This is a genomic window from Vibrio sp. R10-SG3-ISO10 (assembly GCF_059834185.1).
Map to the genome: position 1 here is coordinate 1 of NZ_JCBDHG010000026.1, position 19,170 is coordinate 19,170.

Genomic DNA, 19,170 nt, shown 5'->3' on the forward strand with positions numbered 1-19,170 from the left:
GGTTACCTCATTGAGGTGATTTGCTCTTTAACAATTTGGAAAGCTGACGAATAACAACAATCCCCATCTCTATGAGATGCGTTGTTATTCAATTAAAAGTTCTCAAATCCTAGTGACTTAGTCATTAGGTACCAACACACATTCAAGTGTTCTTGGAAATTTGAGTCCGGCAAAATCGTGTCTGCACATGTATAAAAATGCAGACAACTTTGGTTGTTTAAACAGAAGACCCTTTGGGGTTGTATGGTTAAGTGACTAAGCGTACACGGTGGATGCCTTGGCAGTCAGAGGCGATGAAAGACGTAGTAACTTGCGATAAGCCCAGATTAGGTAGTAACAACCATTTGAGTCTGGGATTTCTGAATGGGGAAACCCAATTGCATAAGCAATTACTGTTAACTGAATACATAGGTTAACAGGGCGAACTCGGGGAACTGAAACATCTAAGTACCCGAAGGAAAAGAAATCAACCGAGATTCCGAAAGTAGCGGCGAGCGAAATTGGACTAGCCCTTAAGCTTTTAATGAGACAGGTGAACAAGCTGGAAAGCTTGGCGATACAGGGTGATAGCCCCGTAACCGACATCTCATCATCAGTGAAATCGAGTAGGGCGGGACACGTGATATCCTGTCTGAATATGGGGGGACCATCCTCCAAGGCTAAATACTACTGACTGACCGATAGTGAACCAGTACCGTGAGGGAAAGGCGAAAAGAACCCCTGTGAGGGGAGTGAAATAGAACCTGAAACCGTGTACGTACAAGCAGTAGGAGCACCTTCGTGGTGTGACTGCGTACCTTTTGTATAATGGGTCAGCGACTTATATTCAGTAGCAAGGTTAACCATCTAGGGGAGCCGTAGAGAAATCGAGTCTTAACTGGGCGTCGAGTTGCTGGATATAGACCCGAAACCAGGTGATCTAGCCATGGGCAGGTTGAAGGTTGAGTAACATCAACTGGAGGACCGAACCGACTAATGTTGAAAAATTAGCGGATGACTTGTGGCTAGGGGTGAAAGGCCAATCAAACCTGGAGATAGCTGGTTCTCCCCGAAATCTATTTAGGTAGAGCCTCGGACGAATACTACTGGGGGTAGAGCACTGTTAAGGCTAGGGGGTCATCCCGACTTACCAACCCTTTGCAAACTCCGAATACCAGTAAGTACTATCCGGGAGACACACGGCGGGTGCTAACGTCCGTCGTGGAGAGGGAAACAACCCAGACCGCCAGCTAAGGTCCCAAATTATAGCTAAGTGGGAAACGATGTGGGAAGGCTTAGACAGCTAGGATGTTGGCTTAGAAGCAGCCATCATTTAAAGAAAGCGTAATAGCTCACTAGTCGAGTCGGCCTGCGCGGAAGATGTAACGGGGCTAAGCTATAAACCGAAGCTGCGGCAATGCGATTTATCGTATTGGGTAGGGGAGCGTTCTGTAAGCCGTTGAAGGTGGATTGTAAAGTCTGCTGGAGGTATCAGAAGTGCGAATGCTGACATGAGTAACGATAAAGGGGGTGAAAAACCTCCTCGCCGGAAGACCAAGGGTTCCTGTCCAACGTTAATCGGGGCAGGGTAAGTCGACCCCTAAGGCGAGGCCGAAAGGCGTAGTCGATGGGAAACGGGTTAATATTCCCGTACTTCTTACAATTGCGATGGGGGGACGGAGAAGGCTAGGTGGGCCTGGCGACGGTTGTCCAGGTTCAAGTGCGTAGGCTTGAGAGTTAGGTAAATCCGGCTCTCTCTAAGGCTGAGACACGATGTCGAGCTACTACGGTAGTGAAGTCATTGATGCCATGCTTCCAGGAAAAGCCTCTAAGCTTCAGATTGTAAGGAATCGTACCCCAAACCGACACAGGTGGTCGGGTAGAGAATACCAAGGCGCTTGAGAGAACTCGGGTGAAGGAACTAGGCAAAATGGTACCGTAACTTCGGGAGAAGGTACGCTCTTGACGGTGAAGTCCCTTGCGGATGGAGCTATTGAGAGTCGCAGATACCAGGTGGCTGCAACTGTTTATTAAAAACACAGCACTGTGCAAAATCGTAAGATGACGTATACGGTGTGACGCCTGCCCGGTGCCGGAAGGTTAATTGATGGGGTTAGACGTAAGTCGAAGCTCTTGATCGAAGCCCCGGTAAACGGCGGCCGTAACTATAACGGTCCTAAGGTAGCGAAATTCCTTGTCGGGTAAGTTCCGACCTGCACGAATGGCGTAATGATGGCCACGCTGTCTCCACCCGAGACTCAGTGAAATTGAAATCGCTGTGAAGATGCAGTGTACCCGCGGCTAGACGGAAAGACCCCGTGAACCTTTACTACAGCTTGGCACTGAACATTGACCCTACATGTGTAGGATAGGTGGGAGGCTTTGAAACCGGTACGCCAGTATCGGTGGAGCCGTCCTTGAAATACCACCCTTGTAGTGTTGATGTTCTAACTTAGACCCGTTATCCGGGTTGAGGACAGTGCCTGGTGGGTAGTTTGACTGGGGCGGTCTCCTCCCAAAGAGTAACGGAGGAGCACGAAGGTGGGCTAATCACGGTTGGACATCGTGAGGTTAGTGCAATGGCATAAGCCCGCTTGACTGCGAGAATGACAATTCGAGCAGGTGCGAAAGCAGGTCATAGTGATCCGGTGGTTCTGTATGGAAGGGCCATCGCTCAACGGATAAAAGGTACTCCGGGGATAACAGGCTGATACCGCCCAAGAGTTCATATCGACGGCGGTGTTTGGCACCTCGATGTCGGCTCATCACATCCTGGGGCTGAAGTCGGTCCCAAGGGTATGGCTGTTCGCCATTTAAAGTGGTACGCGAGCTGGGTTTAGAACGTCGTGAGACAGTTCGGTCCCTATCTGCCGTGGGCGTTGGAAGATTGAAGGGGGCTGCTCCTAGTACGAGAGGACCGGAGTGGACGAACCTCTGGTGTTCGGGTTGTGTCGCCAGACGCATTGCCCGGTAGCTAAGTTCGGAATCGATAACCGCTGAAAGCATCTAAGCGGGAAGCGAGCCCTGAGATGAGTCTTCCCTGACCCCTTGAGGGTCCTAAAGGGTTGTTCGAGACTAGAACGTTGATAGGCAGGGTGTGTAAGCGTTGTGAGGCGTTGAGCTAACCTGTACTAATTGCCCGTGAGGCTTAACCATACAACACCCAAAGGGTTTTGATGGACTCAAAGCAAGAACAGAATTGAATGTGTAGAGAACACAATAGCAGCTTTCCGAATTAAAGAATTTGCTTGGCGACCATAGCGATTTGGACCCACCTGATTCCATGCCGAACTCAGAAGTGAAACGAATTAGCGCCGATGGTAGTGTGGGGCTTCCCCATGTGAGAGTAGGACATCGCCAGGCTTTAAATTTAGACTTAGAGTCTAACCAGTGCGGAGCGGTAGTTCAGTTGGTTAGAATACCGGCCTGTCACGCCGGGGGTCGCGGGTTCGAGTCCCGTCCGCTCCGCCACTTATTTAGAGAGTCGTCTCATTAAACACGAACTACAGGGGTGTAGCTCCAATTGGCAGAGCAGCGGATTCCAAATCCGCGTGTTGGGAGTTCGAATCTCTCCACCCCTGCCACATTCAAGGCTCTAGCAGAAATGCTAGAGCCTTTTCTTTTGTAGCTAGGAAAGAGCAGCGGATTCCGCCACTACCAAAAACGCGCGCGTTGGGAGTTCGAATCTCTCCACCCCTGCCATATTCAAAAGCCTCAGCAGAAATGCTGAGGCTTTTTTCGTATGTTAGTGCTAAACCAAAGCAGCGGATTCCGCTAATACCAAAACATGCGCGTGTTGGGAGCTGGAGTGCTAGCCCAGTAATATCTCTCCACCCATTTTAAACATAACAACTATTCCTCTAGCTTAGAGGATATTCTTTGGAACTATTCTTCTGAGCTTTACCCCAATCTGTTTAAAGATACTGACCTTATGATCTGGGTTGAAGTCCTCACTAATAAGCCACGCGTTTTCTGGCTCCATCTCGATTCTCATTGCAATATTTACACCGTCGGTAATCTCTGGTGAATGAATAATGGTAAAGCTTTCTGTATTGAGGTTAGCGCTACGAGGGTCGAAGTTATAAGTACCGACAATCGTTATATGGTCATCAATGGTCATCGTCTTAGCGTGTAAGCCAAAGATAGGCGTCGTAGGCAAGCGTTTAAACATATGTTCAGTCATGACCCGTTGACGAACTTTGGCATCTGGCTTGAACTCATAAATCTCGACGCCTGTTTTTAATAGTGCAGAGCGATTCCTTTGGTAGCCACTAAACGCTTCTAGGTTGTCGTTGGAGGCGAGGCTGTTAGTGAGGATCTTTATCTCTACTCCTTTATCGACTAATTGACGAAGGAACTTACGGTCCGCTTTTGTGGTGACTAGATATGGCGTTTGGATCAAAATGCTTTTCTGAGCACTTTCTGCGAGTTCAATCAACTTACTTCTTGTAAGACTTCCACCGCCAAGAAAGGTTTGCTGATCGTTTTTCCCGGGGCTATCAGAAATATATTCCACCCTCTCAAGGAATCTAAAGCGTCCTTGGTCCATCAAGCGGTCAAAAGTTTGTGGCACTTTCTCGATTTCAGCTTTTATCTCAGGATGGAAGTTCTCAGGGTTACAAGAGTAAGAATGCAGGCGGGAGAAGTCAGGGTTCTTAGGGTAAGGATTATTACCAACCAGTTTCTCAACTCCTACACTTAACTCATGGTTCCAAAATTCATTAAATGACCTTTTTACATCTGATACCGCTTTACCCGCGAGAAAGACGTCGCGATCTCTGAAGTTATACTCATGGTCAAAGCCGAAATACTCGTCCGCAATGTTGCGCCCTCCAGTAACGGCTATCTGGTCGTCGACCAAGAAGACCTTGTTATGCATTCTCTGATTTAAACCGTGGAAGTCAGTAAGTAAGGTTCCCAGCTTGTTGATGACGTTCTTGCCTATGTTTACATTCGGGTTGTAGATTTTTATCTCTATATTTTCATGGGCAGTAAGCATTAGGAGCTCATCGCCTTTTGCATCTAGCATGATGTCATCAATTAATACTCTGACTTTTACTCCGCGTTCGGCCGCGCGAACAAGGTGGTCTGTTGCAATCAGGCCAATGTTATCCACCGAGAATATAAAGTACTGAATATCAATACTGTGCTCAGCCCTATCCGTAATCCAAGCTCTGGACATCATGGCTTCAGCGCCTTGCTCCAAAACATACACACCAGTTGTATTGTCTAGCTTTGATTGGAATGGCTGGATGTAATGAGAGAGGGGCTCAACGTGATGTGGCTCGATTGAGTCACAATGATCTTTTTCAGAAAGTGGCACACTGTCGGGATCTGAGCCACAGCCAATTAAAAGTAGTGTTAGAGAATAGAGTAGAGGTTTTATCTTCATGTGCTAGTGTCGATACGTCCATTGTCTTAATAAGGTAGGCGTCACTTTCTTATCACACATTGCTTTAGATATGTGTTTATAGTGAGCTAATAGCTGAGTTAGCTCCCAATTATAGATAGTGTAGATATAAAAAAGCCCACTCATTAGAGAGTGGGCTAAAAATTTCAGCTGTGACGGAGCTTGATATTATTTTAGTAGTGCTTCATTACCGTTTTCACGGATGTGCTTAAGCATACCTTTAACGCCGCGAGCGCTTGATGCAACAACGTTGCCTGACTTCATGTAGTCAGTGCCACCTGCAAAATCAGTCACGATAGCACCCGCTTCACGAGCAATAAGTTCACCAGCAGCGATATCCCAAGGCTTAAGGCCTAGCTCGAAGAAACCATCAACTCGGCTAGCTGCTAGGTAACATAGGTCTAGAGCAGCAGAACCAGTGCGACGGAAATCAGAGCAATCTACAAATAGAGCAGACATGATCTTGAAGTAAGACTCAGAGTGTTGCTTCTGCTTGAATGGGAAGCCTGTTGCTAGAACAGTGCCTTGAAGGTCTTTTAGTTGTTTAACGCGGATACGAGCGTTATTTAGCTGGGCGCCAGCACCACGTTGTGCAGTGAATAGCTCGTTAAGCATTGGGTCGTATACACACGCTACTTCAGTTTTACCTTTGATACGAACAGCGATAGATACAGAGAAATGTGGCAAACCTTTAACAAAGTTTGTTGTGCCATCCAGTGGGTCGATGATCCATTGTACGTCTTTATCTTTACCTTCGATTACGCCGTTTTCCTCAGCAACGATCTCGTGCTCAGGGTAAGACGCTTTGATTGTATCGATAATTAGAGTTTCAGCTTCTTTGTCTACGTTAGTAACAAAGTCATTCGCGCCTTTTTGAGTCGATTCGATCTTCTCAGCATTTTCTAAAGATTTAGCAATATGGTTGCCTGCTTTTCGTGCAGCACGAATAGCGATATTAAGCATTGGATGCATACTAATTTCCCAACGGATGTTAAAGAACAGAAAAACGGGCGGCAGTATACCAGATAAATAGTGAAATGGAAGTGGTTAATTTTTGCACTTTTAGTTTTATTAGTAGAAAGGGTCTGACCATTTTACTCAGGTATATGGTACTATCTTGCAGCTCAAATTTTGTGTTCGGAAATCATCAATGCTTAACAACGTAAAAGTCGTCCTTGTCGGCACTTCTCACTCAGGAAATATAGGCTCAGCAGCCCGCGCAATGAAGGTTATGGGGTTATCTAACCTAGTGCTTGTTGACCCTCAGTGTAGCGTTGATGAACAAACCTTAGCGTTAGCAGCAGGAGCAGCAGATATCGCGCAAAATGCTCAAGTTGTATCGACTTTGACTGAAGCGGTAGCCGATTGCGCATTAGTAGTCGGTTCGAGCGCTCGCTCGCGTACTCTAGAGTGGCCGATGCTTGAGCCGCGTGAATGTGGCCAGAAGTTTGTTGAAGAAGGTCAATCCGCACCAGTGGCTTTAGTCTTTGGACGAGAGCGCACCGGGTTGACTAACGAAGAGCTACAAACTTGCCATTATCATGTATGTATTCCTGCGAATCCTGAATACAGTTCTCTGAATTTGGCGATGGCGGTTCAGACGTTGAGCTACGAAGTGCGAATGGCTTACCTAGAACGTGAACAAAGCCAATATGAACCGCAAGAAACGGCAGAGTACCCAAGGCACAAAGAATTAGAATTATTTTTCTCACACCTTGAAAAAGTGGCGCAAGAGACCCAATTTATCAGTGAAGAGCAGCCTGGCAAGGTGATGAATAAGCTCCGTAGATTGTTTAATCGAGCTAGACCTGAATCACAAGAGCTTAATATTCTGCGCGGTATCTTAACTTCAATTGAGAAGCGTATCTCTCAACCCAAATAACCACCATAAGCGAATGGTTAAATACCTGACTAAAACAGTCAATTAAATACTTGACCAATTTAGTCGGGTATGTGACAATTCATACCACATAAACGGTGTGGATATGGTGTTATATGAGACTTACATCTAAAGGAAGATACGCAGTGACAGCCATGTTAGATGTGGCTCTGCATTCGCAACAGAACCCTGTGCCTCTGGCTGATATTTCAGAGCGTCAAGGTATCTCTTTGTCTTACTTAGAGCAGCTTTTCTCTAAGTTACGTAAAGCTGGCCTAGTAGCTAGTGTGCGTGGTCCTGGTGGTGGTTACCGCCTCGGCGAAGACGCTCATTCAATCGCAATTGGTACTGTCATTGCCGCGGTAGATGAGTCAGTGGATGCTACAAAATGTAATGGTAAAGGAGATTGCCAAGGTGGTTCTCGTTGCCTTACGCACACACTGTGGCGTGACCTAAGTTCACGTATCAGTGACTTCTTGAATAACATCACTCTAGGTGAGTTGATGAAAGACAATGAAGTACTAGAAATTTCAGATCGACAAGATATTGATCTTGCCGTTAATCATGGGTTCGCTACTAAAAATACAAACACCGCGCCCATCGGTGTAAACGTCCGCTCATAAGCGGTTTGCCTGTTACATTGGAGTAGAAAATGAAACTGCCTATTTATTTAGATTATTCAGCGACCTGTCCTGTTGATCCTCGTGTAGCTGAAAAAATGGTTCAGTACATGACTATGGACGGTACGTTTGGCAACCCAGCGTCTCGTTCGCACCGTTACGGCTGGCAGGCAGAAGAAGCAGTAGATACCGCTCGTGAGCAGATTGCAGACCTACTAAATGCAGACCCGCGTGAAATCGTATTCACTTCTGGTGCAACTGAGTCAGACAACCTAGCGATTAAAGGTGCAGCGCGCTTCTATTCGAAGAAAGGCAAGCACGTCATCACTTGTAAAACAGAGCACAAAGCGGTTCTTGACCCATGCCGTCAACTAGAGCGTGAAGGGTTTGAAGTCACTTACCTTGAGCCTGAATCAAACGGTCTTATCGATCTTAAGAAGCTTGAAGCTGCAATGCGCGAAGATACCGTTCTTGTGTCTATCATGCACGTAAACAACGAGATCGGCGTTATCCAAGATATCTCTTCAATCGGCGAAATGTGTCGTGAACGTAAGATTGTTTTCCATGTAGATGCTGCTCAATCAGCAGGTAAACTACCTATCGACGTTCAAGAGATGAAAGTCGACCTGATCTCTATGTCAGCGCACAAAGTTTACGGTCCTAAAGGTATTGGCGCACTATACGTACGTCGTAAGCCACGTATTCGTCTAGAAGCACAAATGCACGGTGGTGGTCACGAACGCGGCTTCCGCTCTGGTACTCTAGCGACTCACCAAATTGTGGGTATGGGTGAAGCGTTCCGCATCGCGAAAGAAGAGATGCAGAAAGACTTCGATCATGCTCTAGCCCTACGTACTCGTCTTCTTGATGGCGTTAAAGATCTTGAAGCAGTCACGATCAACGGTGACCTTGAGCAGCGTGTACCTCATAACCTAAATATCAGCTTTGCTTTCGTTGAAGGTGAATCACTACTGATGTCGCTAAAAGATCTAGCGGTTTCTTCAGGTAGTGCTTGTACTTCAGCAAGTCTAGAGCCTTCATACGTTCTACGTGCTCTAGGTTTGGATGATGAGCTAGCTCACAGCTCAGTTCGTTTCTCATTTGGTCGTGCAACGACTGAAGCAGAGATCGACTATGCAATCGAACAAATTCGTACAGCAGTGATTAAACTGCGTGACATGTCTCCTCTATGGGATATGTACAAAGAAGGAATTGACCTAAGCACAGTTGAGTGGGCACACCACTAATACTGACTCAGTCATTCCAAGGATAGAAATAGAGGATTCGAGGTAAATATCATGGCATATAGCGAAAAAGTAATTGATCACTACGAGAACCCACGTAACGTTGGTTCATTTGACAAAGAAGATCCAGCAGTAGGTAGCGGAATGGTTGGTGCTCCTGCGTGTGGTGACGTAATGAAACTTCAGATCAAGGTAACACCAGAAGGTATTATCGAAGACGCGAAGTTTAAAACTTACGGGTGTGGTAGTGCAATCGCATCAAGCTCACTTGTAACTGAGTGGGTAAAAGGCAAGAGCATTGATGAAGCAGCAGCAATTAAAAATGCTGAAATCGCTGAAGAGTTAGAGCTTCCACCAGTAAAAGTTCACTGCTCAATTCTTGCTGAAGACGCAATCAAAGCAGCGGTTGCTGACTACAAGAAAAAACACCAAGAATAAGTAATCTGTATATAATGGGGGCCAGAACCCCCATTTCATTCGCGAAATAGACAAACTAAGGTGCAGTATGGCCATTACAATGACAGAAACCGCGGCAAGTCGCGTTAGAACATTCCTAGAAAACCGAGGCAAAGGTATCGGTTTACGCTTGGGTGTGAAAACGACCGGGTGTTCTGGTATGGCATATGTACTTGAATTCGTTGATGAGCTTAACGAAGAAGATTCAGTATTCGAACATGAAGGCGTGAAGGTCATCATTGACCAAAAGAGCCTAGTGTACTTAGACGGCACTGAACTGGATTACGTTAAAGAAGGCCTCAACGAAGGGTTTGAATTCAATAACCCGAATGCTAAGAGCGAATGTGGTTGTGGTGAAAGCTTCAACGTGTAATTGATAAGGCCTGTGGGTTTCGGCTCACAGGTTTATTACCAAGGATAGAATTCTCCATGAATTACTTTGAATTATTTGGGCTACCAAGTCAGTTTAATCTGGATGGTAGCCTTCTTTCTTCACAATTCCGTGAACTTCAAAAACAGTTTCATCCTGACAATTTTGCGACTGCATCTGAACGTGACCGCTTAATGGCGGTGCAAAAAGCTGCCGAGATTAACGACGCCTACCAAGTTCTGAAGAACCCTATCTCAAGAGCCGAATACATTTTGTCTGAGAATGGCGTAGAGATTCGAGGCGAGCAGCAAACGATGCAAGATCCGATGTTCTTAATGGAGCAAATGGAGTTGCGTGAAGAACTAGAAGATATCTCTTCAAGCTCTGACGCGGAAGATGCGTTGTTCGACTTTGAAAGCAAAGTGAGCAAAATGTTTAAGCAGCAACTGACTGCAACCGAGCAAGATTTAAATCAAACGGACTGGCAGCAAGCGGCTGACCGCGTTCGTAAACTTAAATTTATTGCCAAACTACAGAACGAAATCGAGCTAGTGGAAGACAAACTCTTCGGCTAGTGCAATACAAGGACCACCCATGGCATTACTTCAAATTGCAGAACCGGGTCAAAGCTCGGCTCCACATGAGCATAAACTAGCAGCTGGCATTGACTTAGGTACGACTAACTCACTGGTGGCTTCAGTTCGAAGTGGCGACGCGGCAACATTGCAAGATGAGCAAGGTCAAAGCATCTTACCTTCCGTTGTTAACTACTCAGGAGAGACGCCCGAAGTTGGTTATGCTGCGAAAGATAAAGCAGAAGTTGAGCCAACCAATACCATTATTTCAGTGAAGCGACTATTAGGCCGTTCACTAGAAGATATCCAAGCGCGCTATCCAAATCTTCCTTACCAGTTTAAAGCGAGTGACAACGGCCTGCCGGTACTGCAAACGGCTAATGGGGATAAAAACCCGATTGAAGTATCCGCTGAAATTCTCAAGTCGCTAGGTCAGCGTGCTGAGAAAACGCTAGGTGGAGAGTTAGCGGGTGTGGTAATCACCGTTCCTGCTTACTTTGATGACGCTCAGCGTGCTGGAACCAAAGATGCGGCTAAGCTAGCAGGTCTGCATGTTTTAAGACTGCTTAATGAGCCGACAGCAGCGGCAATTGCTTACGGATTAGACTCGGGTCAGGAAGGTGTGATCGCCGTATACGATTTGGGTGGTGGTACGTTTGATATCTCTATTCTACGTCTATCCAAAGGCGTGTTTGAAGTATTGGCAACCGGTGGTGATTCTGCACTTGGTGGTGATGATTTTGACCACCTGCTGGCTGATTACCTACTTGAAAAGTCGGGTAACACAGAGACTTTAACTGCAACGCAGATGCGCACAGTTTTGAATGTGGCAACGGCGACTAAAATTGCTTTCTCAGATAAAGAGTCAGTAGAGGTTGATGTTCTAGGTTGGCAAGGTAGCGTTTCTCGCGATGAGTTTGAAGACTTGATTCGCCCGCTCGTTAAGAAGACTTTGATGTCTTGTCGCCGTGCATTGAAAGATGCACAAGTTGACGCTGAAGATGTGCTAGAAGCGGTTATGGTAGGCGGTTCTACACGTACGCTGCTTGTAAGAGAAATGGTGGGTGATTTCTTCGGTCGTAAGCCGCTAACCAGCATTAACCCAGATGAAGTGGTGGCGATTGGCGCTGGTATTCAAGCCGATATTTTAGCGGGTAACAAGCCTGACTCTGAAATGCTACTACTGGACGTTATTCCGCTATCCCTTGGTATCGAAACCATGGGTGGATTGGTTGAGAAGATTGTTCCACGTAACACGACAATTCCAGTTGCACGAGCTCAAGAATTTACCACGTTTAAAGATGGTCAAACGGCAATGAGCGTTCATGTTGTGCAAGGTGAACGTGAAATGGTTGATGACTGTCGCTCTCTGGCGCGTTTCTCGCTAAAAGGTATTCCACCTATGGCGGCAGGGGCAGCGCATATCCGCGTGACCTATCAAGTTGATGCAGACGGCCTCCTGTCTGTAACTGCGATGGAAAAGAGTACAGGTGTTCAGTCTGAGATTCAGGTTAAGCCGTCTTATGGTTTGAGCGATGATGAAGTCGCCAATATGCTGCGTGATTCTATGACGTATGCAAAAGAAGATATGAATGCTCGAGCGTTAGCAGAGCAACGCGTTGAAGCCGATCGCGTTATCGAAGGTTTGATTGCAGCAATGCAGGCAGATGGTGATGAGCTACTGTCTGAGTCAGAACGTGCTGAGCTGCTTAAAGCGATTGAGTCTTTAATTGAGCTACGCAATGGCGACAGCGCTGACGCGATAGAACAAGGTATCAAAGATACTGACAAGGCGAGCCAAGAGTTTGCCTCTCGCCGCATGGACAAATCGATTCGAGCTGCTTTGTCAGGTCAATCAGTAAATGATATTTAAGAGAAAGAGTTATGCCTAAGATTATTGTATTACCGCATGAAGATTTATGCCCAGAAGGTGCGGTTTTGGAAGCAAATAGTGGTGACACCGTTCTGGATGTTGCGCTAAAAAATGGCATTGGCATTGAACACGCATGTGAAAAGTCGTGCGCTTGTACGACCTGTCACGTGGTGATTCGTGAAGGTTTTGATTCACTAGAAGAGAGTGACGAGCTTGAAGATGACATGCTAGATAAAGCGTGGGGTCTCGAGCCAGAATCTCGCCTTGGCTGTCAGGCTAAAGTCGCAGACGAAGATCTGGTCGTTGAGATTCCAAAATATACTCTGAACCACGCTTCAGAAGATCACTAATCGACAGCTTTTCTCATTCGAATTATCACTACCGAAGAGTAGAAGGAAGGTAAGCAATGAAATGGACAGATTCACGCGATATTGCGATCGAACTATGTGACAAGTTTCCAGAGGTAGATCCTAAAACAGTACGTTTTACCGATCTTCATCAGTGGATTACTGAGTTGGACGAGTTTGATGATGAGCCAAACCGTTCTAATGAAAAGATTTTGGAAGCGGTGATCTTGTGCTGGATGGATGAAATGGATTAATCCTTAAACGGAAACCCATCTCAGTTAACAAAATTTACTAAAAAAAACGGGCCTTATGGCCCGTTTTTTTATCAATTTCACATTAAAGTGTTAACATCCCTGAGTGAACAGAAAAAGGCGTAGGCAGCGCCAGTACAGACAAGGAGAAACCATGTCTACACAGATGTCAGTATTTCTAAGCCAAGAGGCTGCAGCGCCACATTGGGGCGAGAAAGCAATTCTTTCTTTCTCTGAATCAGGTGCGACAATCCATCTTGGTGATAATCATGATTTAGGCGCAATTCAGCGTGCTGCGCGTAAGTTAGATGGCCAAGGTATCGCTTCCATTTCTTTACAAGGGGAAGGGTGGGATCTAGAGAGTATTTGGTCGTTCCATCAAGGTTACCGTGGACCAAAGAAGAAAAATCAATTCGTATGGCAAGAGCTTGAAGAGCAAGATCAAGCTGAGTTAACTGCGCGCATTAAAGCGACGGACTTCACTCGCGATATTATCAACAAGCCGGCAGAAGAAGTCGCACCGCGTCAATTGGCGACGATGGCGGCTGAGTTCATCAAATCAGTTGCACCAGAAGGGACAGTGAAGGCGCGTATCGTAAAAGATAAAGACCTTCTTGCTGAGGGATGGCAAGGTATCTTTGCGGTTGGTCGCGGCTCTGAGCGTACATCGGCAATGCTTCAACTGGATTTCAACCCAACAGGTGATGAAAACGCTCCAGTTTTTGCTTGTCTAGTTGGTAAAGGGATTACCTTCGACTCTGGTGGTTACAGCATCAAACCGTCTGGCTTTATGACAGCAATGAAAGCGGATATGGGCGGTTCAGGTACGATTACTGGCGGTTTAGGTCTTGCGATTATGCGCGGTTTGAACAAGCGTGTGAAACTGATCCTTTGTTGTGCAGAGAACATGATTTCTGGTCGCGCACTTAAACTTGGCGACATCATTACCTATAAAAACGGTAAGACAGTAGAGATCATGAATACCGATGCGGAAGGTCGTCTTGTACTTGCGGATGGTCTAATTTATGCGAGTGAGCAAAACCCTGAGCTAATTATTGATTGCGCTACCTTAACTGGAGCTGCTAAAAATGCTCTAGGTAATGATTACCACGCATTGATGAGCTTTGACGATGAGTTGTCTCATCAAGCGCTGAACGCGGCACGCGAAGAAAAAGAAGGTTTATGGCCACTGCCATTGGCTGACTTCCACCGTGGTATGTTGCCATCTAATTTTGCTGATCTTTCAAACATCAGCAGTGGCGACTACTCTCCTGGTGCAAGTACTGCGGCGGCATTCTTGTCTTACTTTGTTGAAGACTACAAAAAAGGTTGGTTGCATTTTGACTGTGCAGCAACTTATCGTAAGTCTGCAACAGATAAGTGGGCAGCAGGTGCAACTGGCGTAGGTGTGCGTAGCCTAGCGGGTCTGCTGCTACAGCAAGCGAATAAATAAGCTAAGAGGCCGTAGAGCCTCTTTTAATAATACCAAGAAATAACGAAAGGATACCCTATGACTCTAGAAAGAACTTTTTCTATTGTTAAGCCCGATGCAGTAGAACGTAATTTAATTGGTGAAATCTACCACCGTATTGAGAAAGCAGGTCTGCAAGTTATCGCTGCAAAAATGGTGCGTTTAACTGAAGAGCAAGCGAGCGGCTTTTACGCTGAACATGAAGGCAAGCCATTCTTTGAAGATTTGAAAGCCTTTATGACTTCAGGTCCAATTATGGTTCAAGTACTGGAAGGTGAGAACGCAATTGCTCGCTACCGCGAATTAATGGGTAAAACTAACCCTGAGGAAGCGGCTTGCGGCACCATTCGCGCTGATTACGCATTAAGCATGCGTCATAACTCTGTTCACGGCTCTGATAGCCCAGAGTCTGCGGCTCGCGAAATTGAATTCTTCTTCCCTGAATCGGAAATCTGTCCTCGATAATTAAAGGACAGCCTTAATGATAGATATGCTGCCTGTATTGTTTATAGGCAGCATTTTTATTCTGAAAAAACTTCGTCAATTCGTTGAAATGTGCCATTAAAGGGCAGATTAACTGCTAGTATTGGTGAGAAAAGTTTTTTTTACATACAGCGCATGCAAGGGTATCAGTCTTGACAGATTGTGATATACTCTGCGCGCAATTTATACCTTATAAACAGAGTAAGACAATGGCAGATTTATCAAAGTACAGAAACATTGGTATTTTCGCGCACGTTGATGCGGGTAAAACTACCACCACTGAGCGTATCCTTAAGCTTACTGGTAAAATCCACAAAACTGGTGAAGTACACGACGGTGAGTCTACAACTGACTTCATGGAGCAGGAAGCTGAGCGTGGTATCACAATCCAGTCTGCTGCCGTAACTTGTGAGTGGAATGGCCACCGCCTAAACGTTATCGATACTCCGGGACACGTTGACTTTACAGTAGAAGTATACCGTTCACTTAAAGTTCTTGACGGTGGTATCGGTGTATTCTGTGGTTCTGGTGGTGTTGAGCCTCAGTCAGAGACTAACTGGCGCTACGCGAACGATTCAGAAGTTGCTCGTCTGATCTTCGTAAACAAACTAGACCGTATGGGTGCAGACTTCTTCAACGTAGTTGATCAAGTGAAAAACGTTCTTGGTGCAAACCCACTAGTAATGACTCTGCCAATCGGTCGTGAAGACGATTTCGTTGGTGTTGTAGACGTTTTAAACCGTCAAGCTTACGTTTGGGATGACACAGGTCTTCCAGAGAACTACGAAATCAAAGAAGTTCCAGCGGACATGGTTGATGACCTAGAAGCATACCGTGAAGAGCTAGTTGAGACTGCTGTAGAGCAAGACGACGATCTAATGGAAGCTTACATGGAAGGTGAAGAGCCTTCTATCGAAGACCTTAAGCGTTGTATTCGTAAGGGTACTCGTGACCTAGCGTTCTTCCCAACTTTCTGTGGTTCTGCATTCAAAAACAAAGGTATGCAGCTTATCCTTGACGCTGTTGTAGATTACCTACCAGCTCCAGCAGAAGTTGATCCTCAGCCTCTAACAGATCCAGAAACTGGCGAGCCAACTGGCGAAGTTGCTACTGTATCTGCAGATGAGCCACTAAAAGCGCTAGCATTCAAGATCATGGATGACCGTTTTGGTGCTCTAACGTTCGTACGTATCTACTCTGGTCGTCTGAAGAAGGGTGACACTATCCTTAACTCAGCAACTGGTAAGACTGAGCGTATCGGCCGTATGTGTGAGATGCAAGCTGACGAGCGTAACGAACTTACTGAAGCGCAAGCTGGTGACATCATCGCTATCGTTGGTATGAAGAACGTTCAAACTGGTCACACTCTATGTGATCCTAAGCACGAATGTACTCTTGAAGCTATGATCTTCCCAGAACCAGTAATCTCTATCGCTGTAACTCCTAAGGACAAAGGCGGTTCAGAGAAGATGGGTATCGCTATCGGTAAGATGGTTGCAGAAGATCCATCTTTCCAAGTTGAGACTGACGAAGAGTCTGGCGAAACTATCCTGAAAGGTATGGGTGAACTTCACCTAGACATCAAGGTAGATATCCTTAAGCGTACTTACGGCGTTGAGCTAGAAGTAGGTGCTCCACAGGTAGCTTACCGTGAAACTATCACTCAAGCAGTTGAAGATAGCTACACGCACAAGAAGCAGTCTGGTGGTTCTGGTCAATTCGGTAAGATCGACTACCGCATCAAACCAGGTGAGCCAAACTCTGGCTTCACGTTCTCTTCAACAGTTGTTGGTGGTAACGTACCTAAAGAATTCTGGCCTGCAGTTGAGAAAGGTTTCGCATCTATGATGGAAACTGGTGTTCTAGCTGGCTTCCCAACTCTAGACGTAGAAGTTGAACTATTCGACGGTGGTTTCCACGCAGTTGACTCTTCAGCTATCGCTTACGAAATCGCTGCTAAAGGCGCATTCCGTCAGTCTATGCCTAAAGCGGGTGCACAACTTCTTGAGCCAATCATGAACGTTGACGTATTCACTCCAGAAGACAACGTTGGTGACGTAATCGGTGACCTTAACCGTCGTCGTGGTATGATCAAAGACCAACAAGCTGGTACTACTGGCGTTCGTATTAAAGCTGACGTTCCTCTATCAGAAATGTTTGGCTACATCGGTCACCTACGTACTATCACTTCTGGTCGTGGTCAGTTCTCTATGGAGTTCGGTCAATACGCACCATGTCCAGCAAACGTTGCTGAGCAAGTAATCGCAGAAGTTAAAGAGCGTAACGAGAAGAAGTAATTCTTACGTTAGCTAGATAGCTTTGAAAGCCCCAGTCGAATGACTGGGGCTTTTTTTGTTATGGGAACGGGCTACGCTCTATGGAACGCTCCGCTACGAGAATCGAGATCGGGCTTCGCCCTTCGAGAGGTGCTAGTGGAGGGCTCGTCGAACATGGCTAGATGTAGCGATCTTCATGAAACTCATCGTTTTTGAGAGGAAAGTGTTGAGAATTTACGTTATTCCTTAAAGACTTCTCGTTTCTCGTTTCTCGTTTCTCGTTTCTCGTTTCTCGTTGTTCCGCTCACCTCGGACTGCGGCTATCGATAATCTCTAGACCTAAATGATCGAGCTTCTGGCACTCTTTGGCTTGGTCAAAAATCCATTCACAGAAGCGTTTGATTTTCTCTCTTTTAAAGTAGGCGCGTGGTGCGCACAAGAAATAGTTGTAGTCGGTACGCTGCGCTAGATTACCGATTCTGACTAGCTTCCCTTCATCAATATAACGTTGAGCTAAGGTATGCTTGGCGAGCGCGACGCCTTGAACAGCTAAAGCACCTTCTAATACAAAGTGGGAGCCATTGTACTTAAGTGTCGGCTTAGAGGCTTTATGGCCCACGTTGTTGAGCCAAATCCCCCAATCTAGGTCTCGCCAATAATCTTCAATTAAGTCCGCGCCTGTTAGGTCGCTGAGTTGGTAAATACCGTGTTGCTCTTGGTAGATAGGATGACAAACAGGATAGAGTAACTCTTCAATAAGTAGCTCTGAAGTGATGTTTGGGTAATCACCAGGCCCATATCGAATGCACAAATCAAGGTTAGAGTTTTGAAAGTCAGCCAGCTCGCTGGTGGGCTCAATCATCAGTTCAAGATCTGGGTTTTGCTGTCTAAAGTGGCCAATTCTTGGCACAAGCCAGTGTTGGGCAAAGGAAGGCAATGTCGAAATGGAGAGCTGGTTAGGATTGGGGTCTTGGTTGATTTGTCGAACACCGCGATGAAGATGCTCAAAGCCTCTTAGAGCTTGCTCATAGAGTATTTCCCCCTCCATGGTTAGCGTGACTTTACGATGTTGCCTCAAGAACAGTTCTGCGCCTAAAAAGTCTTCCAGTTGGCGTATCTGCTGACTAATGGCTGCGGCGGTGACATAGAGCTCTTGGGCTGCCAGTTTGAAACTGCCCAGCCTCGCTGCGGTATAAAAGTAATAAATGCCCTGCAAAGGTGGCAATCGATCTTTCACTTTAGTTTTCCTTAACTGAAGGTCAATTTGTATCGTTTGAGCAAGATAGGTTCATGGTTAATTATTTAATCACTAAATGCAAGAGAGGGGATAAACCATGGAAACTTCAGAGTACGGCTACAAACAAAAACTATCTGATACTTTAGTTTGGGATAAAAAAATCTTAACTATATTGAAGCGCTGGTGGCGAAATCATCGCACTCGTAAGCAGTTGGAAGATTTGCCAGATCACCTTCTTGATGATCTTGGACTAACGAAAGAGCAATCGCATGAAGAAAGCATTCGACGTTTTTGGGATGAGTAATCCGTAAAAAGGGTTACTCTGCAATTTCACTGTGCAGCCAGTTGGCGAATGCAGCGATACGTTGTCGGCGAGGTGATTCACTATCGTAGAAAAGGTTGAACTGAATACCCGGCGTCATTCCAATATCAAACGGTTTAATGAGTAGCCCTCTTTCAATGTAGTCGCTTGCTAATGAATCAGATGCAAGGCAAGCGCCATGACCGGCCATAACGGCATTCATTGCATGGTCAAAAGTACTGACATCCATCCATTGAACGGACTCTTTATTCATCGTCACGCCTGCTTGAGCGAACCAGGTTTGCCAAGGGTAACCACCAGACTCATAGTGAATAAGCCATGTATTGAGTAGCTGTTCAGGGCTAGTAAGTTGGATAGTTTTGGCTAAATTGGGTGAG

The 19,170-nt window shown here is 46.0% G+C and carries 17 protein-coding genes, 2 tRNA genes and 2 rRNA genes; 17 read left to right on the forward strand and 4 right to left on the reverse strand.

Annotated elements, in window-relative coordinates:
* Positions 1 to 245: 245 nt before the first annotated feature.
* The 4 genes from AC6R16_RS22115 to AC6R16_RS22130 all read left to right on the forward strand — a co-directional run bounded on the left by AC6R16_RS22115 (position 246) and on the right by AC6R16_RS22130 (position 3,563).
* Positions 246 to 3,135 (forward strand): 23S ribosomal RNA (locus AC6R16_RS22115).
* Between the two features lie 91 nt (positions 3,136 to 3,226).
* Positions 3,227 to 3,342 (forward strand): 5S ribosomal RNA (gene rrf, locus AC6R16_RS22120).
* Positions 3,343 to 3,373: 31 nt separating this feature from the next.
* Positions 3,374 to 3,450, forward strand: a tRNA-Asp gene (locus tag AC6R16_RS22125).
* A gap of 36 nt (positions 3,451 to 3,486) precedes the next feature.
* Positions 3,487 to 3,563 (forward strand) — tRNA-Trp (locus AC6R16_RS22130).
* 281 nt (positions 3,564 to 3,844) lie between these two features.
* Here the strand turns inward: AC6R16_RS22130 and AC6R16_RS22135 are convergent.
* Positions 3,845 to 5,371, reverse strand: coding sequence for a phospholipase D family protein (locus tag AC6R16_RS22135; RefSeq protein WP_500675743.1), 1,527 nt, complete (start codon positions 5,369 to 5,371; stop codon positions 3,845 to 3,847).
* A gap of 186 nt (positions 5,372 to 5,557) precedes the next feature.
* Positions 5,558 to 6,361 (reverse strand): inositol-1-monophosphatase, encoded by an 804-nt coding sequence (suhB, locus tag AC6R16_RS22140; protein ID WP_239855639.1) that lies wholly within the window; start codon positions 6,359 to 6,361, stop codon positions 5,558 to 5,560.
* A 178-nt stretch (positions 6,362 to 6,539) separates the two neighbouring features.
* Here suhB and trmJ point away from each other — a divergent pair, with 178 nt between their 5' ends.
* The 12 genes from trmJ (at position 6,540) to fusA (ending at position 17,255) form a co-directional block, all read left to right on the forward strand.
* Positions 6,540 to 7,271 (forward strand): tRNA (cytosine(32)/uridine(32)-2'-O)-methyltransferase TrmJ, encoded by a 732-nt coding sequence (gene trmJ / locus AC6R16_RS22145; protein ID WP_004747793.1) that lies wholly within the window; start codon positions 6,540 to 6,542, stop codon positions 7,269 to 7,271.
* A gap of 113 nt (positions 7,272 to 7,384) precedes the next feature.
* Positions 7,385 to 7,891, forward strand: coding sequence for a Fe-S cluster assembly transcriptional regulator IscR (gene iscR, locus AC6R16_RS22150; RefSeq protein WP_004747795.1), 507 nt, complete (start codon positions 7,385 to 7,387; stop codon positions 7,889 to 7,891).
* Positions 7,892 to 7,920: 29 nt separating this feature from the next.
* Positions 7,921 to 9,135 carry an IscS subfamily cysteine desulfurase gene (locus AC6R16_RS22155; RefSeq protein WP_004747796.1) on the forward strand — a complete coding sequence of 405 codons (1,215 nt, stop codon included), beginning with the start codon at positions 7,921 to 7,923 and terminating at the stop codon, positions 9,133 to 9,135.
* A 51-nt stretch (positions 9,136 to 9,186) separates the two neighbouring features.
* The gene (gene iscU / locus AC6R16_RS22160) at positions 9,187 to 9,570 is read left to right on the forward strand and encodes a Fe-S cluster assembly scaffold IscU (RefSeq protein ID WP_004412993.1); all 384 of its coding nucleotides are present in this window, start codon (positions 9,187 to 9,189) and stop codon (positions 9,568 to 9,570) included.
* 67 nt (positions 9,571 to 9,637) lie between these two features.
* Complete coding sequence (gene iscA, locus AC6R16_RS22165; protein ID WP_004747799.1) at positions 9,638 to 9,961, forward strand: iron-sulfur cluster assembly protein IscA; 324 nt, start codon at positions 9,638 to 9,640, stop codon at positions 9,959 to 9,961.
* Between the two features lie 56 nt (positions 9,962 to 10,017).
* A complete protein-coding gene (gene hscB / locus AC6R16_RS22170; protein WP_004747800.1) occupies positions 10,018 to 10,533 on the forward strand; it encodes a co-chaperone HscB in 516 nt (171 codons plus the stop codon).
* Positions 10,534 to 10,552: 19 nt separating this feature from the next.
* A complete protein-coding gene (hscA, locus tag AC6R16_RS22175) occupies positions 10,553 to 12,406 on the forward strand; it encodes a Fe-S protein assembly chaperone HscA (protein WP_500675744.1) in 1,854 nt (617 codons plus the stop codon).
* A gap of 11 nt (positions 12,407 to 12,417) precedes the next feature.
* On the forward strand, positions 12,418 to 12,756 hold the full coding sequence (gene fdx / locus AC6R16_RS22180; RefSeq protein WP_004747803.1) for an ISC system 2Fe-2S type ferredoxin: 339 nt from the start codon (positions 12,418 to 12,420) through the stop codon (positions 12,754 to 12,756).
* 56 nt (positions 12,757 to 12,812) lie between these two features.
* Positions 12,813 to 13,007: a Fe-S cluster assembly protein IscX gene (gene iscX / locus AC6R16_RS22185; protein WP_038197960.1), complete on the forward strand. Its 195-nt coding sequence runs from the start codon at positions 12,813 to 12,815 to the stop codon at positions 13,005 to 13,007.
* Between the two features lie 151 nt (positions 13,008 to 13,158).
* Positions 13,159 to 14,457 carry an aminopeptidase PepB gene (gene pepB, locus AC6R16_RS22190; protein WP_239855645.1) on the forward strand — a complete coding sequence of 433 codons (1,299 nt, stop codon included), beginning with the start codon at positions 13,159 to 13,161 and terminating at the stop codon, positions 14,455 to 14,457.
* A gap of 57 nt (positions 14,458 to 14,514) precedes the next feature.
* The gene (ndk, locus tag AC6R16_RS22195; protein ID WP_004747808.1) at positions 14,515 to 14,940 is read left to right on the forward strand and encodes a nucleoside-diphosphate kinase; all 426 of its coding nucleotides are present in this window, start codon (positions 14,515 to 14,517) and stop codon (positions 14,938 to 14,940) included.
* 227 nt (positions 14,941 to 15,167) lie between these two features.
* A complete protein-coding gene (gene fusA, locus AC6R16_RS22200; RefSeq protein ID WP_486786717.1) occupies positions 15,168 to 17,255 on the forward strand; it encodes an elongation factor G in 2,088 nt (695 codons plus the stop codon).
* 283 nt (positions 17,256 to 17,538) lie between these two features.
* Here fusA and AC6R16_RS22205 read toward each other — a convergent pair whose 3' ends face one another.
* Positions 17,539 to 18,471, reverse strand: a complete 933-nt coding sequence (locus AC6R16_RS22205; protein WP_500639376.1) for a LysR substrate-binding domain-containing protein — start codon at positions 18,469 to 18,471, stop codon at positions 17,539 to 17,541.
* A 97-nt stretch (positions 18,472 to 18,568) separates the two neighbouring features.
* Between AC6R16_RS22205 and AC6R16_RS22210 the strand changes: the two genes are divergently transcribed.
* The gene (locus tag AC6R16_RS22210; protein ID WP_500639377.1) at positions 18,569 to 18,775 is read left to right on the forward strand and encodes a YjiS-like domain-containing protein; all 207 of its coding nucleotides are present in this window, start codon (positions 18,569 to 18,571) and stop codon (positions 18,773 to 18,775) included.
* A gap of 13 nt (positions 18,776 to 18,788) precedes the next feature.
* Here AC6R16_RS22210 and AC6R16_RS22215 read toward each other — a convergent pair.
* Positions 18,789 to 19,170, reverse strand: a 382-nt coding sequence (locus AC6R16_RS22215) for a LysR substrate-binding domain-containing protein (RefSeq protein WP_500675745.1), incomplete at its 5' end; no start/stop codon positions are given.

Coding starts and splice junctions, on each gene's coding strand:
- AC6R16_RS22135 (WP_500675743.1), bottom strand. CDS start 5,371: ATGAAGATAAAACCTCTACTCTATTCTCTAACACTACTTTTAATTGGC.
- suhB (WP_239855639.1), bottom strand. CDS start 6,361: ATGCATCCAATGCTTAATATCGCTATTCGTGCTGCACGAAAAGCAGGC.
- trmJ (WP_004747793.1), top strand. CDS start 6,540: ATGCTTAACAACGTAAAAGTCGTCCTTGTCGGCACTTCTCACTCAGGA.
- iscR (WP_004747795.1), top strand. CDS start 7,385: ATGAGACTTACATCTAAAGGAAGATACGCAGTGACAGCCATGTTAGAT.
- AC6R16_RS22155 (WP_004747796.1), top strand. CDS start 7,921: ATGAAACTGCCTATTTATTTAGATTATTCAGCGACCTGTCCTGTTGAT.
- iscU (WP_004412993.1), top strand. CDS start 9,187: ATGGCATATAGCGAAAAAGTAATTGATCACTACGAGAACCCACGTAAC.
- iscA (WP_004747799.1), top strand. CDS start 9,638: ATGGCCATTACAATGACAGAAACCGCGGCAAGTCGCGTTAGAACATTC.
- hscB (WP_004747800.1), top strand. CDS start 10,018: ATGAATTACTTTGAATTATTTGGGCTACCAAGTCAGTTTAATCTGGAT.
- hscA (WP_500675744.1), top strand. CDS start 10,553: ATGGCATTACTTCAAATTGCAGAACCGGGTCAAAGCTCGGCTCCACAT.
- fdx (WP_004747803.1), top strand. CDS start 12,418: ATGCCTAAGATTATTGTATTACCGCATGAAGATTTATGCCCAGAAGGT.
- iscX (WP_038197960.1), top strand. CDS start 12,813: ATGAAATGGACAGATTCACGCGATATTGCGATCGAACTATGTGACAAG.
- pepB (WP_239855645.1), top strand. CDS start 13,159: ATGTCTACACAGATGTCAGTATTTCTAAGCCAAGAGGCTGCAGCGCCA.
- ndk (WP_004747808.1), top strand. CDS start 14,515: ATGACTCTAGAAAGAACTTTTTCTATTGTTAAGCCCGATGCAGTAGAA.
- fusA (WP_486786717.1), top strand. CDS start 15,168: ATGGCAGATTTATCAAAGTACAGAAACATTGGTATTTTCGCGCACGTT.
- AC6R16_RS22210 (WP_500639377.1), top strand. CDS start 18,569: ATGGAAACTTCAGAGTACGGCTACAAACAAAAACTATCTGATACTTTA.